Source organism: Nocardioides potassii, from assembly GCF_021648885.1.
GTDB lineage: Bacteria > Actinomycetota > Actinomycetes > Propionibacteriales > Nocardioidaceae > Nocardioides > Nocardioides potassii.
Genome location: NZ_JAKJHZ010000003.1, coordinates 227,335 through 244,636 on the forward strand (window position 1 = coordinate 227,335; position 17,302 = coordinate 244,636).

Consider the following 17,302-nt stretch of genomic DNA (forward strand, 5'->3'; position numbering starts at 1 on the left):
CGTCAGCCGCAGGTCTCAGTCGCAGGGGAGCGAGCCGAGCCTCGCGAGGCCCTCGCGGTCGCCCGGACCGAGCTCGACCTGCCCGCTGTTGTCGGCGAACATCAGCTCCATCGGCTCGCTGACGTGGGCCAGGCCGACGACGTGCGCGAGCTCGTGCAGCACGATCGCCTCCATCACCCGCGGCTGCTGGGCGACAGCCACGTCGGTGAACGCCTCCCGGTCGAGGGCGACGCCGCCGCTGACATAGTGCACCCGCCCTCGGCCCTGGTCCGCCATCGCACCACCCACGCCGGCGACAGCGCCGGCGAGGTCGGGGTACTCGGCTGGTGTGCCCCAGCCGATGACCACGGGATCGGGCCCGCCGAAGATCTTGATCCCGCCCGGGAACGGCCGCTCGACGGTGTCACCCTCGTCCTCGAAGGCCAGCCCGGTCGCGGCGCTGATCCGCGCGATCGCCCGGTCGACCAGCGCTCGGCCGCCTGCCGGCTCGCCCTCGGGGTTCACCTGGAAGCGGATCACCATGCACGGGTCCCACCCGACCGGTTCGCCGTCGTCGTCCGGCTGCGTCATCGTGAAGGCGTAGGTCCCTCCCTGCCGTACGACGGCGGGCGCAGGCAGCACCCGTTCGGATCCGAGCCCGATCGCGCGGCGGACCGGTGCGAGCCGGTCGGACGGGTGGAGCGCCACGATCGCGAACAGCACGGCAAGCGTGGCCAGCACGGTCGTCCAGGTCCGGCGGGGCACCCGACGATTGTGCGGTGCTGGTGGGGCTTCGTCCGGCGTTTGCCCGGAACGGCGACCACCACCGCAGGCAGTTCGCGTCAGCGGGCGCGCTCCTCACGCGGGGGATGGGCGCGCAGCGGCGCGAACTGCCCGCGCTGGTTGTCAGCCTGGTGTCAGGAGGCGGCGCTCGTCGCGAGGAAGGCTCGCAGCTGGTCGCGGATCTCGGCGAGCCACCGACGGTAGTCGTCGTCCGTGTCCCCGGCGTAGTAGTCGCATCCCCATGCGTCCAGACGCGCTTCGAGGTCACCCTCGGGCAATGGTGCGGTGAGCAGCTGGTCGATCTCGTCGGCAGCGTCGCCGACCAGCTGGCGTCGCTCCCGGAGAAACGACCCGACCGTGTCCGAGAGGGTGCCGCCGTCCATGACCCAGTCCTGGTGGAAGTACGCACCCATGAGGTACTTCACGGCTTCCATGTGAGCCTCCTGCTCAGTCCGGGAACGCTGTCAGTATGCGCCACCCCGTCGGTGCTCTGGCGTCGGAGATGAGCACCACACGCACACCGGTGGGAATGTGAACAGTGCCGTCGCGCCCGATGCTGCGTCCTGTCGCGATGCCGAGATCCTCTTCCAGGGTCAGCTTTCCCGACGGGCGAGCTAGCCATTGCCGAATCTCGTCTTCTCGCCTTTGGATCACCCTCGAGATGAGGTGTTCGGCCTCGGACTCGTCCGCGAAGGTCGACGAACGCTTGAGTCTCGGCCATCTCTCGAATCGTTGGAGCAGCTCGTCCGACGTCTTGCCGACGTGCAACTCGATCGTGTGGCCCGGCGGTACCTCGTGGTCCCTCAGCCAGCCGGTCTTCCTCGGGGGCAGCCATGCGCCCGGCTTCACAGCACCCACCTCGTTGCGGACCGGCGCACGCACGAAGCGCTGGACGCGCGAGCGCACGACCGCGAGCTCGTCGCGCACTCGCTCGAGCCGCGAGACCGAGGCGGCGGCGCTGGCGCGGAGGGCCGTGAGGAGGGCGTAGAAGCGGGGAGCGTGCGAGCGCACCTTCGCGGCGGCTGCGGCGACCGATGCGGCGCCGCCGAGGCCGCCGGTGAGTCCGGTGACGAGGACGGAGATCGCGGCGCCCTCGACCACCATCTGCGCCACCTCGGACAGCAGGGCGCGGGTGCGGTCGCGGGCCGCCTCGACCGCATCGGCGTACTCCTCGCACGCGTCCGCGAGGCCGGCCAGCTGCCACGCGGTGTCGCCGATCAGGCGGCCGAGGTCGGTGAGGGCGTCGACGGCGAGAGGGACCTCGGGAGAGTGCTGTGCCTCGACGAAGGTGAGGGCGACGTCGACGTGGTCGGCCAGCCCGGCAGTCGAGGCCGCAGCACGCCGCCAGGCGCCGGCGGCCGACCGGAGCAGCGACACGTCGGCGCCGGGCCAGACGAATCCCTCGAGCTGGTCGAGGATCCAGGCGTCGACGACCCCCAGCGACGGCTCCTGCGAGCCCAGGCTCGACGGGACCACAGGTGGTCGCACGCGGACGTACGCCGAGTCGTCGAGGTCATCGCCGACATAGCCGACAACGGATGCGCCAGCCCCGGCCTCGGCCGACGCGTGGTTGCGCCCGGTGGTGGCGAGCAGCCGGCCGGCGCCGATGAAGGCGTGCGTGAGGTCGGCCAGCGCCGCGACGGCCTCGCGCGCCCCTGCGTCGTACGCCTGAGCGAAGTCCGTGCTCGTCGCGTCGTTGCCCGCCATCCCGGCGGTCGGGACCAGGCGGTCCGCGAGCGCCAGGGTCAGCACCGCGCTGGTCTGGTTGGCCGCCGCGCAGGCGTCCGCCGCCCGGGTGAACCCGCCGCACTCCACGCTGATCCGCACCCCACGACCCTCGCCAACGGAACGGTTGCGCGACCACCCCACCGGGACGATCTGTGGACAACAGCGACCTATCCACAGATCGCAGGAGCAACGTTTCCGACGCTGCGCGAGCCGGGCACCAGGTCCGCATGACGCACTTCATCGGCTGCATCCAGGTCCGCCCGCCGCTCAACGAGGTCGAGCGCAGCCACCTGCTCGAGCTGCGCGACTCCAACCGCACCCTGCGTGGTACGCCGACGGGTCGCGGCGACACCGGTGTGCCGTTCGCCCGGATGGGGTGGGAGGTCTGCCACGACGGATGCTGCCTGCGGTAGGACGAGACGGGCGAGGACGCGAAGTGGATGGCGGAGACGCTCCAGTTCCTCGTCGAGCACCTGCTGCGTGCGGGTGCCAGGGCGGAGGGGCGACCGCGGTTCGACGGGTTCAGCTTCGACCACGTGCTCAGCGGGGCGGTGATCGGGCGCCGTCCCGGCGCGCGGACGACGTACGCCGTCACGGTGTCCGACAACGTCGTCACCGGCCGCACGGTGCCGTCGTACTGCCCCGGCACGTCCCGGCCGCGCGCCATGACCGGCGGGCGGCCGGCCAACGTGATCGAGCTGCGCCCACGCCGCGCATGACAGCATGCGGCTCGTGGAGGCAGTGGTGCGCGGCGTCGGGTTCTCGCCCGTGAAAGGCATGCGGCACCTCGCCCTCGACCACGTCTACCTCGACCGGCTGGGCGCCGTCGGCGACCGGGCCTTCTGCGTCGTCGACCCGGCGGCACGCCGCGTGTTGAGGACCGTCCAGCACCCGTCGCTCATGACCATCACCGCGCAGCCGTACGACGACCAGCTCGCGCTGACGCTGCCGAGCGGGGAGCGCGCCGAGGGACCGGCCACCGCCAGCGGCGAGACGATCACCTGCGACTACTGGGGCCGTCAGGTGGCGCTGTCGCTGACCGCGGGACCGCATGCCGAGCTGATCTCCCGTCGGCTCGGGCACGACGAACGTCTCGCGCGGGCGCCACGCGGCGGGGTCGTGTTCGGCGATCCGGTCACGATCGTCACGACCGCCTCGCTGGAGGCGATGGGTGCGGACGCGGCGCGGTTCCGCGCGACCCTCCTGGTCGAGACGGACGAGCCGTGGGTCGAGGAATCCTGGCTGGGCAGGGAGGTCGAGGTCGGCGACGCCACGCTCCGCATCGGCGGCCCGGTCCCGCGGTGCGCGGTCATCGACCACCACCCGGAGACCGGTGAGAAGGACTCCCGACTGCTGAAGGATCTCGTGCGCGCCCGGCCGACCAACAAGGCCGGCGAGCCGATGTTCGGCGTCTACGCCACGGTCGACCGACCGGGGCGGGTGGCGGTCACGCGCTGACCTGGCCCCACATCGCGACGTTGGCCTCCACGGCTCGCGAGTAGGACTCGTCCGCGGCCGTGACGATCGATCGCAGACCGGCGAGCGCCGTGACCATCTCGGCGCACCGGTCGCGCCAGCCCTCGTGGGTCAGCGCGTGGGCGTCGGCGGAGCGGCCGGTCCAGGCCGTCCGCACCCGGTCCTGCGCCCGGTCGATCTCGCCGGCGATGCCGACGAGGTCGCGCTGGCAGGCGGCGAGCTCGGCCAGGGTCGCGCGCAGCTCGGCGAGGTCGACCTCGTAGGTCACGACGCCCGCTCCTCGACCCGTCGCGTGGCCCCGGCAGAGGCGACGTCGGCACCGACGAGGTCGGCACGGGCCAGGTCGAGCGCCTGCGCCGCTGCGGCGAGATCGTCGACCACGGCGGCGGTGGCCCGGCTCCACTCCTCCCACCTCTCGCGGAACGCGTCCGCGGCACTGCCGCGCCACGAGGCGAGGACTGCCTCGATCGAGTGATCGGCCCGGCGGCGGCGGGCGTCGAGGTCCTCGAGCCGGTCGCGCAGGTCGGCGGTGGAGGCGGCGTGGTCGGCCGGGTGGAGGGAGACGGTGCCCGAGAGGATCATGCGTCGATCCTGACGTCTGCGCGACCTTGGCGGCAGCCCCGACGGGTGATCTGTGGAGGACCCGCCGTCCGTCGTGCGGTCTAGGGTGGTGCGGGACTCACCCCCTGCCCGTCTCGGAGGCACCTCGTGGACACCATGGACCCGGTCTACGGCTCCGGCACGCTGCTGCTCATCGCAGCGCTCGCCGTCGCCGTCCTGCTCGTCCTCATCATCGCGCTGCGCATGCACGCCTTCGTGGCGCTGGTGCTCGTCAGCTTCGGCACCGCGATCGCCGCCGGCGTACCCCTCGCCGACGTCCCGACGATCTCGATCGCCGCGTTCGGCAGCACGCTCGGCACCGTCGCGCTCCTGGTCGGGCTGGGGGTGATGATCGGCCGGCTGCTGGAGGTGACCGGGGGAGCCCAGGTGCTCGCCGACACGTTGGTGAGCCGGTTCGGCGAGAAGCGCGCCCCGCTGGCCCTCGGGGTCGCGGCGCTCCTCTTCGGACTGCCGATCTTCTTCGACGCCGGGCTCGTCGTGTTCCTGCCGATCATCTTCGCGGTCGCCAAGCGCTTCGGCGGCTCCGTCCTGATGTACGCCCTACCTGCGGCGGGTGCGTTCGCCGCCATGCACGCGATCGTGCCGCCCCACCCCGGCCCGGTCACCGCCGCGACCGAGCTCGGCGCCAGCATCGGCCTGACCCTGCTCGTGGGCGTCGTCGTGGCGGTCGTCGCGTGGTTCGTCGGGGTCTACGTCGTGACCACCGCGTGGCTCGGCAAGGTGCACGTCCCGATCAACGACTCGGTGCTCACCGGCGGGCGCGAAGCCGAGCACGAGGACCCGCCCGGCTTCGGCCACGTCCTCGGCATCCTGCTGCTGCCGCTGGTGCTGATCGGCGCCAACACGGTGCTGACCACGCTCCGCGCCAACGGCACGGTCGCCGAGGAGGGTGGGCTGGTCGACGCGCTCATCTTCATCGGGCAGACGCCGGTCGCGCTGCTGATCGCGCTGCTCGTGGCGACGTACACCCTGGCCGTGCGGCGCTACCCGCGCGGTGAGGTCGAGACGCTGCTCAACGACTCGCTCGGCCCGATCTGCGCGATCATCCTGATCACTGGCGCGGGCGGGATGTTCGGAGGCGTGCTGCGCTACAGCGGCATCGGCGCAGCGCTGTCCGACTCCCTCGCCGACCTCGGGCTGCCGCTGATCGTGTCGGCCTTCGTGATCGCCACGATCCTGCGCGTCGCCCAGGGGTCGGCCACCGTCGCGCTGACGACGACCGCCGGACTGATCTCGGCCGGGGTCGCCGACGCCGCCCCGTCCTCGCTCCAGCTGGTCGCCCTCGTGCTCGCGATCGCCGCCGGCGCCACCGTGCTGTCGCACGTCAACGACTCCGGCTTCTGGCTGGTTGGCCGGTTCTTCGGCATGGACGTGAAGACGACGCTGCGGACGTGGACCGTGCTGGAGACGACCCTCGGTCTGTCCATCTTCGTGCTCGCCCTGGGCGTCTGGGCGGTCGGGTGACGCTCCACCTCGTCTTCATGGGAGTCTCCGGGTCGGGGAAGTCGACGGTCGCGACCGCTGTGCAGGCGCGACTGGGCTGGGAGCTGGCCGAAGGAGACGACTTCCACCCGCCCGAGAACGTGCGGAAGATGAGTGAGGGCACCCCCCTCACCGACGCCGACCGCTGGGGCTGGTTGGAGTCGCTGGCCGCGTGGACCGCGGAGCGCGACGCGAGGGGCGAGCCGACGATCATCACGTGCAGCGCGCTCCGGGAGGTCTACCGCGACGTGCTCCGGCGCGGTGGCGAGGGCACCTTCTTCGTGCACTGCACCGGCGACAAGTACCTGCTGATCGAGCGGATGAACGCCCGCGAGCACTTCATGCCGCCGAGCCTGCTGGAGTCGCAGCTCGACACGCTCGAGCCGCTGCTGGACGACGAGGACGGGATGGACGTCGACATCGCGCTGCCGGTTGACGCGATCGTCGACCGGGTGCTGGCGCGGCTCGACCTGGTGTGATCAGTTCAGGACGACGATGCCCGCGTTGAGCGCGGTCGCGAAGCAGACCCACGCGAGGTAGGGCACCAGCAGCCAGGCTGCGGCCCGCGAGCGCCGCCACGACCAGGCGATGAGCAGCGCGATCGACGCCAGGAGCACCACGATCTCGACCAGCGCGACGGTGTAGAGGTCGGCTGCGAAGAACAGCGGAGTCCACAGCAGGTTGAGCACGAGCTGGACGGCCCACAGCCACATCACCCGGTCCCACCCGCCGGCACGCCACAGCAGCCATCCCGCCACGCCGATCATCAGGTAGAGCACCGACCAGACCGGACCGAACAGCCACGACGGCGGTGCGTAGGGCGGCAGGTCCAGCGCGCGGTACGTCGCCTGCGAGCCCGCCGCGGCCAGCCCACCGACGCCCGCCACCACGACGACCGCCAGCAGGAACGGCAGCAGCGTCACCCAGGTGCGGGCGGGCGGCACGACGGAGGCGTCCCGGGACGTGTTCATGTCTCCATCATGCCGATCCGCACCACGACGTCAGGCCGGGCGGCGGACCATCAGCACCGCGTCCGCCACCGCGATCTCCTCACCGGTGTGCGGGTGGAGCTGCGTGCGCGGACGCGACTCGCACACCTCGATCACGAAGCCGTCCGGCACCGCCGGCAGCAGCTCCTCGGCGGTGAACATGAACGACGTGTGCCCGTGCCGCAGGCCGGTCTTGAGGTCTTCCGGGTGGTGCCCGACCACGAGCAGCGTGCCACCGGGCGCGACCGCGGCAGCGAGTCGTCGTACGACGTCCGGCATCCGGCCGTCGGGCAGGTGGAAGAAGTGCGACGTGACCAGGTCCCACGTCTCACCGGCGGCGTCGAAGGTCCGTACGTCGACCCGGCGGGTCTCGATCCGCTCGGCCACCCCCGCCTCCGCGGCGTGCTCCGAGACCCGCGCGAGGGCGGCGTCGGCGAAGTCGACCGCCGTCACCTCCCAGCCCTGCTGGGCCAGCCAGATCGCGTCGCCGCCCTCCCCGCAGCCGATGTCGATCGCCCGCCCGGGCGTCAGCGACGGCGCCTCCGCCGCGAGCTGGACGTTCACCCGACCGCTCCACACCCGGTCACCCGAGTAGCGCTCCTCCCAGGCGGGCCGCTCGAAGAAGCCGTCGCGCCGGGCCTGCACCGCACGCATCGCGTCGGCGGAGGCGAGCTCGGCGTTGATCCACGCGCCCACGCGGGTGCCGTGGGCCGCCGAGGCGACGAGGATCATCGCGACATCGGTGGCGTTGCCGGCCGCGAAGATGCCGGGCACCGAGGTCGCTCCGGTGTTCGGCTCGACCTCGATCACCGAGCCGAACGCGGTCCCGTTCATCTCGAAGGGCTTCGGCTCGATGCCCATGGGCCCGAGGAAGTCGGCGCGGACGTGCGGCTTCGACGCCACCACGATCGCGTCGCGCTCGAGGACCGACCCGTCGGCGAGCCGCAGCCCGACCAGCGCATCGCCGTCCACCACGACCTCCTGCGGCGTGCCGTGCGCGAACCGGACACCGATCGCACCGAGCTTCTCCATCTCCTCGTCGGGCAGCTCGACGCCGTCGTGCACGACGACCACCACGTCGTCGGAGAGCTGGCGGAACAGGAGCGCCTGGTGGCCCGCCATCGGCGTGGTCGCAAGGACGGCGATGGCGCCGTCGCGCACCTCCCACCCGTGGCAGTAGGGGCAGTGCAGGACGTCCTTCCCCCATCGCTCCGCCAGCCCCGGCACGTCGGGCAGCTCGTCGACGACCCCACCGGTGACGAGCACCCGACGTGCCCGCACGCGCCGGCCGCCGTCGGTCGTGACCAGGAAGTCGTCGACCTCGCCGGACAGGCCGACGACGCGGTCGGCCAGCACCTCGACGCCGTACGACGCCACCTCGGCGCGGCCGACCTCGAGCAGCTCGAGCGGGTCGACGCCCTCACGGCCCAGGTAGTTGTGGGCGTGGCCGGCGGGGGCGTTGCGCGGCTCGCCGGCGTCGATGACCAGCACCGACCGCCTCGACCGGCCGAGAGCCATCGCCCCGCTCAGCCCGGCCACGCCGCCGCCGACCACCACCACGTCGTACATCTCGTTCGTCTCCATGACCCGAGCATGCGACGGGGTTCGCATGATTGACAAACATTCTTGCTGGAATGACAAACTGCGCTCCATGGACGACGAATCGGTGCTGCGTGGCGTCGGTCCGCGGCTGCGCCAGCTCCGCCTCGAACGGGAGGCGACGCTGACCGACCTCGCGGAGGAGACCGGCATCTCGGTGAGCACGCTGTCGCGGCTCGAGTCCGGGCAACGCAAGCCGACCCTCGAGCTGCTGCTACCCCTGGCACGCGCACACCGCGTCGCCCTCGACGAGCTCGTCGACGCCCCCGAGACCGGCGACCCGCGGATCCGCTCCAAGCCCGTCGTCCGGCACGGGCGCACCTTCATCTCGCTCACCCGCCGACCCGGTGGGCTGCAGTCCTTCAAGATGATCATGCCGGTCGACGACGACCCCGGCCCGTCGCTGAAGACCCACGAGGGCTACGAGTGGCTCTACGTGCTGAGCGGCAGGGTACGGCTCATCCTCGGCACCAAGGACCTGCTGCTCGGCCCCGGCGAGGTCGTCGAGTTCGACACCCGCACGCCCCACTGGGTCGGCAACCCTGGACCGGTCCCGGCCGAGGTCCTGGCGATCTTCGGCCCCCAGGGGGAGCGGATGCACGTCCGGTCCTGAAGGGTGACGCCGGTCTTGTGGCGGGGTGGCACGGTGGTGGCCATGACGATCCGCACCGGCACCAACGTGAAGTGGAAGTGGGGCTCGTCGTGGGCCGAGGGCAAGGTCACCGAGGTGCACCACGACGACGTCTCCCGCACGACCAAGGGCGAGAAGATCACCCGGCACGGCAGCGACGACGACCCGGCCTACGTCATCGAGCAGGAGGACGGCACCACCGTCCTCAAGCTGCAGAGCGAAGTGCAAAAGGCCTGATGAAGGCCTGAGGCCTCAGGCCGTACGGCGCCGCCGCACCAGCCGCAGGGCCAGCCAGGCCGCGCCGAGGACGACCGTCCCCGCCGCCCACCAGGCGGGCGAGGCGCCGCCGCCGGCCGGTGCCTCTGCGTCGGGCGAGTCGGTGGTCCCGTTCGCGCCAGGGTCGACGACGCCGGTCACCGGCCCGAGCCGCACGGAAGAGCCGGCCAGGTCGTCGCGCAGGCCGTCGGCGAGCGCCGGCGTGTGCGTGGCCCGCCAGTCCGCGAGGTTGCCGTCGATCTCGGCCTCCTCGCGCTCGACCTCGAGCCAGCTGATCGCGCCGATGGCCGGGCGGTCGTCGACCGCCGCGAGGACCTGCCGCCACCACGCCCGCTTGAGGCCGAGCTCCGGCGCGCCGTGGGGGTTGGCGGTGTCGTAGAGCGCGGACGTCTCGAGCAGCAGCGGACGGTCCGGACGGACCCAGCGGTCCGAGAACGACCGTCGCGCAGTGCGGGTGCCGTAGCCGAACCGCTCCCGCAGCCGCGCCTCCAGCTCGCCGGCCGCCGGGACCTCGTTGTCGCCGAAGTCCTGCCGCGCGCCGAAGTGGTAGAGCGAGAGCCCCACCCAGTCGACGGCGTCGTCACCGGGGAAGTACGGGCCGTAGGGGTCGTCGCGGTCGTCGACCACCCCGTTGTCGTCGGTGTCCAGCTGCGCGGCGGCGCGTCGCCCAGCAGGCTCGACGGCGCCGTAGGAACCCCCGAACGGGTAGCCCGCCCCGTAGGCGGGCGACCACACCATCTCGGCGTGGTCGGAGGCCGGCGAGTCGTGCACGGCGTCGGCGACCCGGCGGAAGGCCGCGACGTAGGCCTTCGGCTGCTGGCCCCAGACGACCCACGAGCCGTTCATCTCGGGTGCGAAGCGCACGAGGACGTGGGTGTCCAGCCTGTCGTCAAGCCGGGCCAGCTCGTCGGCCAGGACCTCTGCGTCATCGGCGGTGAGCTCGTCCAGCGCGACCTGCGGCTCCAGGCTGAGCACCGCGACGGCGCCCTGCGTCGCGGCCAGCTCGGCGAACTGCGCGAGGTAGTCACGGTCGTCGGCGGTCAGCGGGTAGTGGACCGACTGGCCGTAGAGCGACGGCGTCTCGCCGAGCCGGTCGGCGTAGTCGGCCGGGAGGTCGCGAGTCCAGTCGAGCACGGGACCGAACCACGGCCGGCCCGGCTCGGGTCGTACGCCGTCGGCGGCGCCGGCAGCGGTCGTCGTACCGACTGCGAGCAGGCCAGCCGCCACCGCGGCCAGGCAGCGACCGGTCAGCCGCCGGCCCGACGGCACAGCAGCCCCCAATGGTTGCGACCGTCGACCCGCTCGTAGCTCAGGTCGTCGACGGCCGCGACGGCGAGCGCGAGCCCGCGCCCCGACACGGCGTCCGTGTCGGGCATGGTCACCGACCCGAGGTCGAGCTCGTGCGGCACGCCGTTGTCGGCCAGCGTCGCCTCGATCCGGTCCGGCGCGAGGCGGAGGTCGACCGAGAGCCGACGGCCCCCCTCGTCCGCGTCGGCGGCGAAGGCGTGCTCGACGATGTTGCCGACGATCTCGACGAGAGCCATCTCGAAGCGGGTCCGGTCGGTGTCCGCCACCGTGGGGTCGCGGTCCAGGAAGGCGTCGAGGCGGTCCTGCACGTGGTCGATGACCGCCTCCTCGACGGCCACCTCGAAGAAGTCCCGCTCGACGCCGGTGTCAGCCATGGAAGGCGGACTCGACGTCGTCGCGAGGCCGCAGCACCTTGTCGAGGTTGGTCAGCTTGAAGACCGTCAGGACCGACTCCGTCGGCCGGGCGATGCGCAGGTCGCCGCCGGCCTGGCGGGCGGTCTTGAGGCCGGCCACCAGCGCGCCCAGCGCGGACGAGTCGAGGAACGTCGTCTCCGCCAGATCCACGACGATCCGCGTGGTGCCGGCCTCGACCAGGCCCGTCAGGCGCTCACGGAGCTCACGCGCGGCGACCATGTTGAGCCGACCGCGCGGCACGACGACGCCGATGTTGTCGGAGGTGGTGCGGACGTCGAACTCGATCATGCTGCTCCTTGGTCGGACGGACGGGCAACGGCGGGGGCCGGCGCGGGCTCCTCGGCGCTCTCCGGCTCGAAGCCGCGGTAGCGCACCGCCTTGATGATGACGGAGAAGATCACCAGGTCGAAGACGACCCAGACCATGTTGAAGACCGTGCCGAACGGGCTCGCGTGGCCGAGCGCGAGCCGGACGCCACCCACGACGAGCGCCAGGACCAGCAGGCCCATCGCGATCAGCTGGGGGCGGACCAGGTCCCAGCGGTAGCCGGTGTGCTCGCGCTTCTCCTTCGGGGTGACCGCGAAGTCGAGCGAGCGACCGAGGAAGACGTTGCCGAAGGCGGAGGTGAAGGACCGGATCCAGGTCGGGAACAGCGCCAGCGAGTACTGCTGCCCGCGCCACGTCGGTCTCCCGTTCGCCACGACGAAGAACAGCAGCTGGTTGACCACGAGGAACGGCACGAGCCGGACGAAGAAGTCGGTGCTGAGCGCCTGCACGGGCAGCACGCCGAAGACGAGGTAGACGATCGGTGCGGCGATGTAGACCAGGGCCGCGAAGCCCGACAGGTAGCTCCACATCGTCGCGAAGTACATGAGGCGCTGGGCGATCGAGAGCCCCTTCTGCACGAGCGGGTTCTCCCGGAACATCACCTGCATCGTGCCCTGCGCCCACCGCAGCCGCTGGGTGAGCATGGTCTGCAGGTCCTCGGGCGCGAGGCCGGTGGTGAGGATCTCGTCGTGGTAGGCCGAGCGCCAGCCCAGGCCGTGCATCCGCATGCAGGTGGCCATGTCCTCGGTGACCGAGATGGTCGCCATCGGCATCACCGCCTGGGCCTCGCCACCGCGGTCCACGTCGATCGAGCGGACCAGGGCCTCGACCGTCTCGACGGCGCCGAGCGGCGACCACTCGCGGTCCGCGAGCTGCCGGAGCGCGGTCTCGTCGATCGTCGCGAGGCTCATGTCGGGCGCCTCCCCGAGCTGCTCGAGGCCGGCGATGATCGCCAGGTCCTCGTGGAGCGCGCGGAGGTCGGCGTCGACCAGCGTGCGCCGGGTCGCGGCGACGCGCTTCTGGAAGCGGTAGGTCACGTCGAACAGCGGCTCGCCGCGGTCGAGGTCGCGGCGCGCGCGGGCGATGTCGTACGCGATCTCGTCCAGCGCGCGGCGTACGTCGACGTCGCCGGGGCCGAGGTCCTTGCGGGCCTGCTCGATGACCTCCTTCGCGGTCCGCAGCGCGCGGTGCACGCCGACCTCGACCTCGTCGGCGTAGCGGGCGATGCCGATCTGCATCAGCGCCTCGCGGCGGATGACGGCGTTGGACCCGCAGAAGAAGGCGGCGTTCCAGCCGTCCTTGCCCTCCTGGATGGGGCCGTAGAAGAGCGGGGCCTGGCTGCCGAGCGGGTCGTCGTCGGGGACGTTGACGAACCACTGCGGCGTCTGCACGAGGCCCATCCGCTCGTCGCGGAAGTAGCCGAGGGTGCGGTCCAGGATGTCGGGGCTCGGCACCATGTCGGCGTCGAGGATGAGCAGGAACTCCCCGTCGGTGGCCTCGAGGGCGTTGTTGAGGTTGCCCGCCTTGGCGTGCCGCGGCATGCCGGCCCACGCGGCCGACCGGGTGATCCACCCGATGCCCTCGGCCTCCGCCCGCGCCTTGAGCTCGGCGCGGTTGCCGTCATCGAGGATCCACGTCCTGTGCGGGTAGGTGATGGCCTGCGCGGCGCGCGCCGTGTCCAGGACGAGGTCGAGCGGCTCGTTGTAGGTCGCGATGAAGACGTCGACGGTCAGTCCCGGCTCGGGCTCCGGCGGCTCGCCGCGGCCCTTGAGCCGCCACATGGTCATCCCGAACAGCAGCGAGTCGATGAGGCTGTAGGTCTCGGCCAGGACGAGGGGGACGGCGATCCACCACGCGTCCCAGTTGACGGAGAAGAGCCATCGCCAGGCGACGTAGTTGACCCCGAGGATCGCCGTCACCAGCGCCACCACGCGGATGACGTAGCGGCGACGCTGGCTCACGCCGCGCCCTCCGGTCGGCGGTAGACCGCGACCGCGGTGACGTCGTCGAGGCTCACCAGCGCCGTCGCGAGGTCGCGGACGGCCTCGAGGACTCCGGCCGGGTCGGCGTGCCGGGCCACCAGGCTGCCCACCTCCCGCCACCACTCGCGCTGGTCCTCGAGCAGGTCGAACAGGCCGTCGCTGAAGATCAGCATCCGGTCGCCGGGAGCGAGGTGGGTGCGGTGCTCGGTCCAGGTGTCCTCCTCGAGGATCCCGATCGGGCGGTCGCTGCTGACGAGGCGCTCGACCGTGCCGTCGGTGCGAGCGACGACGCACAGCCCGGCGCCCGCGTCGACGTACCGCACGGTGCCGTCGGCCACGTCGATGGCGCACTGGAAGAGGGTGACGAAGGCACCGCCGCGGTCGAGGTCGCCCTGCAGCGTCCGTGCGACGCGGTACGTCGTCGAGCCGAGGTCAGCGCCGGACACGACGGCCGGGTGGGTGCTGCGGACGGCCGCCCGGACCCCCGCGCCGATCAGGGCTGCGCCGGTGCCCTTGCCCATGACGTCACCGAGGCCGATGTGGATGACGTCGTCGGTGAGGGCGAAGTCGAACAGGTCGCCGCCGACCGTGAGGGCAGGCAGGCACACACCCTCGACGTGCCAGCCGTCCGCCTCGAGGGCGGAGGCCGGGAGCATCGCCTTCTGGACCTGGCCGGCGCGCATCATCTCGCTCGAGGCGACGAGCTCCTGCTCGGCCCACGCGGCGAGGTCCTCCAGGGTCTGCCGCTGGTCGCTGTCGAGGGTGCGGGGCATGACGTCGAACAGGCAGAAGGTGCCGACGACGTTGCCCAGCTGGTCGTGCATCGGGACGCCGGCGTAGAAACGGACGCCGCCGTCGCGCACGACCGGCAGCTCGGCGAAGTCGGGGTCTACGCTCGCGTCCGGCACGATCGTCACCTCGTCGGCTGCCTGGGCCCGGTCGCAGAACGTCTCCTCGCGGGGGACCAGGGGCGCGTCGAAGCCCTGCTTGCTGGGGAACCAGGCGCAGGTGCCGTCGAGGATGGTGATCGACGCCATCGGCGTGCCGAAGACCGTGGTCGCGAGCCGGGTGATCCGGTCGAAGCGCTCGTCGCGGCGCTGCTCGACCGGTACGCCGAGCCCGAGCGCGTCGATCGCACGCTGGCGCCGGGTCTCCGTCGCAGCGGTGCGGCTGGTGTCCGTGAGCATCGACGTCCCTCCGAGTGGTGGTCGGGAATCCGGGGTCCCCGTACCCCCACCAATCTAACGTCGCATCAAGGAATTGGTCACAGACCTTCAGCGAATCGTCAAGCGGACCTACTGGCGGGCCGCCCTCTTCGCCTCGGCCTCCGCACGCCGCTCGACGAACCGGGTGGCCTCGGAGTCAAGGGCCGCGACGGCGCCGGCCAGCTCCTCGCGCGCCCTCTCCCCGTCCTCGTCGAGGTCCTCGAGGTCCCAGACGCCCCACTGCCGCAGCAGCGGCGTGACGATGTCGTCGTGGTGGATGCGGAGGTCGTAGATCCCGGCCTTGGCCATCTGGACGGCCTTGCGCGAGAAGCCGGGGATGACGCTGCCGGGCATCTGGAAGCCGACGACCTCCTCGGTGATCGCGCGCATCGTCTGGCTGGGTGTCAGCTGCAGCGCCGCCTGGACGATGTTGCGGTAGAAGAGCATGTGGAGGTTCTCGTCCTTGGCCACCCGGCTCAGCAGCTTCTCCGCGATCGGCTCCTCGGTGTAGCGGCCGGTGTTGCGGTGCGAGATGCGCGTGGCCAGCTCTTGGAAGGAGACGTAGGCGCACACGTTGAGCAGTGACTTGTCGAGGGCCTCGTAGCCGGTCTCCATCGTCTCCATCCGCGCCCGCTCGAGCTCGACGGGGTCCACGCCGCGGGTGACCAGGAGGTAGTCGCGGATGCAGTAGGCGTGCCGACCCTCCTCGGCGGTCCAACGGTTCACCCAGGTGCCCCAGGCGCTGTCGCGGCCGAAGGCCCGGTCGATCTCCCGGTGGTAGCTCGGCAGGTTGTCCTCGGTCAGCAGGTTGACCTCGAGGGCGGTCCGCGCGATCGGGGACAGCTGGGACTGGGCCACCTCCCACGGCTCGCCGCCGAGGTCGGCGAAGTCACGCCCGAGGCTCCACGGGACGTACTCGTGCGGCATCCACTCGTCCGCGGTCGCGAGGTGCCGGTTGAGGTTCTCCTCGACCACCGGCTCGAGCTCGGTGAGCAGCTGTTCGGTCTCGAGTGCGGTCATTGACCCTGCCTACACCCGCGCGGGCGCGGTGAACAGAGCGATCAGCGTCAGTTCCAGATCGCGGCGGCCCACTCGGGGTGGTCGATGAACGGGTTGCGGTTGCCCTGCCACTGCGCGTGGATCCGGTCGTTGCGTCGCATCTCGAAGGCGTCGACAGGGTCGGCGGCGTTCCAGGCGAGGAGGACGTCGAGGTCGCCGATCCGCGGGACGGCGCTGCCCGAGACCGTGCTGAGCTCGAGGTCGCTGAAGCCGTCGTCGCCCTCGTAGCGCACCGCCATGTAGAAGAGCATCCGAGCCACGTCGCCCTTGACCGCGTCGCGCGGCTCGAACGAGTCGGCGTCGGTCCAGCAGTCGGTGCAGCCCGACACGGCCGTGCCGCCGTTGTCGAAGTCCTTGTTGCCTCGGGTGCCGTTGACGGTGACGTCCTCGGCGCGCAGGTGGTGCAGGTCCGTGCCGGGGCCGGCGTTCGTGGTGAAGCCGCCGCGCGACTGGGCGAACACGTGCTCGCGGTTCCACTGCCCGGCGTTGCCGCCGCTGTTGCTCTTGGCGATCGAGCGGCCGGTGTAGAGCTCGATGACGTTGTTGCTGTTGCCCGGGTCCTGGTCGGTGTCCTTGAGCGCGGTCCACACGGCGTCGTACGACAGCTTCGTGTTGCCGTCGATGATGTCGTGCAGCGACGTGCGCAGGGCCGAGCCGGTCTTGCCGATCGCCGGTGCGTAGTAGGTGGAGTCCCACGGGCTCGTGCCGCCGGTCGGCGGTGGGGCGGTCGGGGTGGTGCCGCCGGCGAGGGCGAACGCGGAGGTGCTCGTCATGCCCGGGTGGGAGAAGTACGACGACAGAGCACCGGTGACGTCGATCTGCCTGCCCATCAGCGACGGGTTCGACCTCAGGCCCCACTGGGCACGGAACGCCGACGGGATCTGGACGTAGAGCATCGACGAGGTGCTGGTCTGCGACGCGGAGTCGGCGATGGCCAGCGCGTAGTCGCTGGGGAAGCCGGAGCGTACGACGGTGCTGGTGGCGGTCGGCTGTCCGACGACGTAGCCGCGGACGGTCTGCGACGAGCCGTCCTGCTGGCCGATGGCCTGGCTGACGGTCAGGGGGGCGGCCGCGCGAGCCGGGGCGGTTCCCGGCGGGGAGACCAGCACGGCCAGCGCGAGGCCGAGGGACAGGGCGACGGACAGGGCGAGGGAGGTGACAAGGGCAGGCGCGGGCTGGATCAACCGGACCTTCCCGAGATGAAGGGTCATGGCCGGTGAGCCTGCCCGAAGTCGGCCCCCGGCGGAAGAGGCGGAAGAGGGGGCGACGGCGGGCGGGGCGGACGGGCGGGCTGGACCAGTGCCGGGTCGACGGGCACGTCCCACCCGTCACTCCGGGCCCTCGCGCCACGCGGCTGCTGTGACCGGTGGTGACGGTGGGACTGCTCCCACGCTTGATCGGTACCTCCGTAACTCCCTTTACACCGCTTCGCACCCAGTTCTG

Annotated in this window: 21 protein-coding genes; 7 read left to right on the forward strand and 14 right to left on the reverse strand. The window is 71.7% G+C overall.

All coding sequences use genetic code 11. The features are described 5' to 3' along the window. Window positions 1-15: 15 nt before the first annotated feature. The 3 genes from L2K70_RS02460 to L2K70_RS21505 all read right to left on the reverse strand — a co-directional run bounded on the left by L2K70_RS02460 (window position 16) and on the right by L2K70_RS21505 (window position 2,589). Entirely contained in the window at window positions 16-744 is a 729-nt protein-coding gene (locus L2K70_RS02460; protein ID WP_236398481.1) for a zinc metalloprotease, read from the reverse strand. Between the two features lie 152 nt (window positions 745-896). Continuing rightward, window positions 897-1,196, reverse strand: a complete 300-nt coding sequence (locus L2K70_RS02465) for a contact-dependent growth inhibition system immunity protein (protein ID WP_236398484.1) — start codon at window positions 1,194-1,196, stop codon at window positions 897-899. Window positions 1,197-1,209: 13 nt separating this feature from the next. Continuing rightward, the gene (locus L2K70_RS21505; RefSeq protein WP_236398486.1) at window positions 1,210-2,589 is read right to left on the reverse strand and encodes an RNase A-like domain-containing protein; all 1,380 of its coding nucleotides are present in this window, start codon (window positions 2,587-2,589) and stop codon (window positions 1,210-1,212) included. Between the two features lie 128 nt (window positions 2,590-2,717). On the opposite strand from L2K70_RS21505, the gene L2K70_RS02475 reads away from it, so the two are divergent. Genes L2K70_RS02475 through L2K70_RS02485 form a run of 3 tightly spaced genes read left to right on the forward strand, consistent with a single transcriptional unit; the run spans window position 2,718 to window position 3,948 of the window. After that, complete coding sequence (locus L2K70_RS02475) at window positions 2,718-2,903, forward strand: hypothetical protein (protein WP_236398489.1); 186 nt, start codon at window positions 2,718-2,720, stop codon at window positions 2,901-2,903. 27 nt (window positions 2,904-2,930) lie between these two features. Beyond that, the gene (locus L2K70_RS02480) at window positions 2,931-3,209 is read left to right on the forward strand and encodes a hypothetical protein (RefSeq protein WP_236398492.1); all 279 of its coding nucleotides are present in this window, start codon (window positions 2,931-2,933) and stop codon (window positions 3,207-3,209) included. A 4-nt stretch (window positions 3,210-3,213) separates the two neighbouring features. Continuing rightward, on the forward strand, window positions 3,214-3,948 hold the full coding sequence (locus tag L2K70_RS02485) for an MOSC domain-containing protein (protein ID WP_268930020.1): 735 nt from the start codon (window positions 3,214-3,216) through the stop codon (window positions 3,946-3,948). On the opposite strand, the gene L2K70_RS02490 is transcribed toward L2K70_RS02485, so the two are convergent. Continuing rightward, window positions 3,938-4,234: a WXG100 family type VII secretion target gene (locus tag L2K70_RS02490; protein WP_236398498.1), complete on the reverse strand. Its 297-nt coding sequence runs from the start codon at window positions 4,232-4,234 to the stop codon at window positions 3,938-3,940. The two genes, L2K70_RS02485 and L2K70_RS02490, sit on opposite strands and share 11 nt — an antisense overlap. Next, a complete protein-coding gene (locus tag L2K70_RS02495) occupies window positions 4,231-4,548 on the reverse strand; it encodes a WXG100 family type VII secretion target (RefSeq protein ID WP_236398501.1) in 318 nt (105 codons plus the stop codon). The genes L2K70_RS02490 and L2K70_RS02495 overlap by 4 nt, the downstream gene beginning before the upstream one ends. Before the next feature lie 135 nt (window positions 4,549-4,683). On the opposite strand from L2K70_RS02495, the gene L2K70_RS02500 reads away from it, so the two are divergent. Further along, window positions 4,684-6,051, forward strand: coding sequence for a GntP family permease (locus tag L2K70_RS02500; RefSeq protein ID WP_236399399.1), 1,368 nt, complete (start codon window positions 4,684-4,686; stop codon window positions 6,049-6,051). Further along, on the forward strand, window positions 6,048-6,548 hold the full coding sequence (locus L2K70_RS02505; RefSeq protein WP_236398504.1) for a gluconokinase: 501 nt from the start codon (window positions 6,048-6,050) through the stop codon (window positions 6,546-6,548). Before L2K70_RS02500 ends, L2K70_RS02505 begins: the two co-directional genes overlap by 4 nt. On the opposite strand, the gene L2K70_RS02510 is transcribed toward L2K70_RS02505, so the two are convergent. After that, on the reverse strand, window positions 6,549-7,040 hold the full coding sequence (locus tag L2K70_RS02510; protein WP_236398507.1) for a TspO/MBR family protein: 492 nt from the start codon (window positions 7,038-7,040) through the stop codon (window positions 6,549-6,551). Between the two features lie 30 nt (window positions 7,041-7,070). Next, window positions 7,071-8,642 (reverse strand): bifunctional NAD(P)/FAD-dependent oxidoreductase/class I SAM-dependent methyltransferase, encoded by a 1,572-nt coding sequence (locus tag L2K70_RS02515; RefSeq protein WP_236398509.1) that lies wholly within the window; start codon window positions 8,640-8,642, stop codon window positions 7,071-7,073. Between the two features lie 67 nt (window positions 8,643-8,709). On the opposite strand from L2K70_RS02515, the gene L2K70_RS02520 reads away from it, so the two are divergent. After that, window positions 8,710-9,270, forward strand: coding sequence for a helix-turn-helix domain-containing protein (locus L2K70_RS02520; RefSeq protein ID WP_236398512.1), 561 nt, complete (start codon window positions 8,710-8,712; stop codon window positions 9,268-9,270). A 42-nt stretch (window positions 9,271-9,312) separates the two neighbouring features. Next, window positions 9,313-9,525, forward strand: coding sequence for a hypervirulence associated TUDOR domain-containing protein (locus L2K70_RS02525; RefSeq protein ID WP_236398514.1), 213 nt, complete (start codon window positions 9,313-9,315; stop codon window positions 9,523-9,525). A 15-nt stretch (window positions 9,526-9,540) separates the two neighbouring features. Here L2K70_RS02525 and L2K70_RS02530 read toward each other — a convergent pair whose 3' ends face one another. From L2K70_RS02530 to L2K70_RS02560, 7 genes are all read right to left on the reverse strand, one after another. Continuing rightward, the gene (locus L2K70_RS02530; protein ID WP_236398518.1) at window positions 9,541-10,833 is read right to left on the reverse strand and encodes a glycosyl hydrolase; all 1,293 of its coding nucleotides are present in this window, start codon (window positions 10,831-10,833) and stop codon (window positions 9,541-9,543) included. Beyond that, a complete protein-coding gene (locus L2K70_RS02535; RefSeq protein WP_236398521.1) occupies window positions 10,812-11,246 on the reverse strand; it encodes an ATP-binding protein in 435 nt (144 codons plus the stop codon). The genes L2K70_RS02530 and L2K70_RS02535 overlap by 22 nt, the downstream gene beginning before the upstream one ends. Further along, entirely contained in the window at window positions 11,239-11,574 is a 336-nt protein-coding gene (locus tag L2K70_RS02540; protein ID WP_236398523.1) for an STAS domain-containing protein, read from the reverse strand. Before L2K70_RS02540 ends, L2K70_RS02535 begins: the two co-directional genes overlap by 8 nt. Continuing rightward, window positions 11,571-13,574, reverse strand: a complete 2,004-nt coding sequence (locus L2K70_RS02545; RefSeq protein WP_236398526.1) for a glycosyltransferase — start codon at window positions 13,572-13,574, stop codon at window positions 11,571-11,573. The genes L2K70_RS02540 and L2K70_RS02545 overlap by 4 nt, the downstream gene beginning before the upstream one ends. Further along, window positions 13,571-14,782, reverse strand: a complete 1,212-nt coding sequence (locus tag L2K70_RS02550; RefSeq protein WP_236398528.1) for a PP2C family protein-serine/threonine phosphatase — start codon at window positions 14,780-14,782, stop codon at window positions 13,571-13,573. The genes L2K70_RS02545 and L2K70_RS02550 overlap by 4 nt, the downstream gene beginning before the upstream one ends. Before the next feature lie 108 nt (window positions 14,783-14,890). Continuing rightward, a complete protein-coding gene (locus L2K70_RS02555; RefSeq protein ID WP_236398531.1) occupies window positions 14,891-15,820 on the reverse strand; it encodes an acyl-ACP desaturase in 930 nt (309 codons plus the stop codon). Window positions 15,821-15,867: 47 nt separating this feature from the next. Further along, a complete protein-coding gene (locus L2K70_RS02560) occupies window positions 15,868-17,070 on the reverse strand; it encodes an endonuclease (protein ID WP_236398533.1) in 1,203 nt (400 codons plus the stop codon). Window positions 17,071-17,302: the final 232 nt, after the last annotated feature.

What these genes read in the sequence shown, in the direction of transcription:
- L2K70_RS02510 (WP_236398507.1), bottom strand. Translation starts at nt 7,040, where the DNA reads ATGAACACGTCCCGGGACGCCTCCGTCGTGCCGCCCGCCCGCACCTGG.
- L2K70_RS02525 (WP_236398514.1), top strand. Translation starts at nt 9,313, where the DNA reads ATGACGATCCGCACCGGCACCAACGTGAAGTGGAAGTGGGGCTCGTCG.
- L2K70_RS02540 (WP_236398523.1), bottom strand. Translation starts at nt 11,574, where the DNA reads ATGATCGAGTTCGACGTCCGCACCACCTCCGACAACATCGGCGTCGTC.
- L2K70_RS02500 (WP_236399399.1), top strand. Translation starts at nt 4,684, where the DNA reads ATGGACCCGGTCTACGGCTCCGGCACGCTGCTGCTCATCGCAGCGCTC.
- L2K70_RS02475 (WP_236398489.1), top strand. Translation starts at nt 2,718, where the DNA reads ATGACGCACTTCATCGGCTGCATCCAGGTCCGCCCGCCGCTCAACGAG.
- L2K70_RS02465 (WP_236398484.1), bottom strand. Translation starts at nt 1,196, where the DNA reads ATGGAAGCCGTGAAGTACCTCATGGGTGCGTACTTCCACCAGGACTGG.
- L2K70_RS02520 (WP_236398512.1), top strand. Translation starts at nt 8,710, where the DNA reads ATGGACGACGAATCGGTGCTGCGTGGCGTCGGTCCGCGGCTGCGCCAG.
- L2K70_RS02535 (WP_236398521.1), bottom strand. Translation starts at nt 11,246, where the DNA reads ATGGCTGACACCGGCGTCGAGCGGGACTTCTTCGAGGTGGCCGTCGAG.
- L2K70_RS02485 (WP_268930020.1), top strand. Translation starts at nt 3,214, where the DNA reads ATGCGGCTCGTGGAGGCAGTGGTGCGCGGCGTCGGGTTCTCGCCCGTG.
- L2K70_RS02550 (WP_236398528.1), bottom strand. Translation starts at nt 14,782, where the DNA reads ATGCTCACGGACACCAGCCGCACCGCTGCGACGGAGACCCGGCGCCAG.
- L2K70_RS02515 (WP_236398509.1), bottom strand. Translation starts at nt 8,642, where the DNA reads ATGGAGACGAACGAGATGTACGACGTGGTGGTGGTCGGCGGCGGCGTG.
- L2K70_RS02555 (WP_236398531.1), bottom strand. Translation starts at nt 15,820, where the DNA reads ATGACCGCACTCGAGACCGAACAGCTGCTCACCGAGCTCGAGCCGGTG.
- L2K70_RS02560 (WP_236398533.1), bottom strand. Translation starts at nt 17,070, where the DNA reads ATGACCCTTCATCTCGGGAAGGTCCGGTTGATCCAGCCCGCGCCTGCC.
- L2K70_RS02480 (WP_236398492.1), top strand. Translation starts at nt 2,931, where the DNA reads ATGGCGGAGACGCTCCAGTTCCTCGTCGAGCACCTGCTGCGTGCGGGT.
- L2K70_RS02495 (WP_236398501.1), bottom strand. Translation starts at nt 4,548, where the DNA reads ATGATCCTCTCGGGCACCGTCTCCCTCCACCCGGCCGACCACGCCGCC.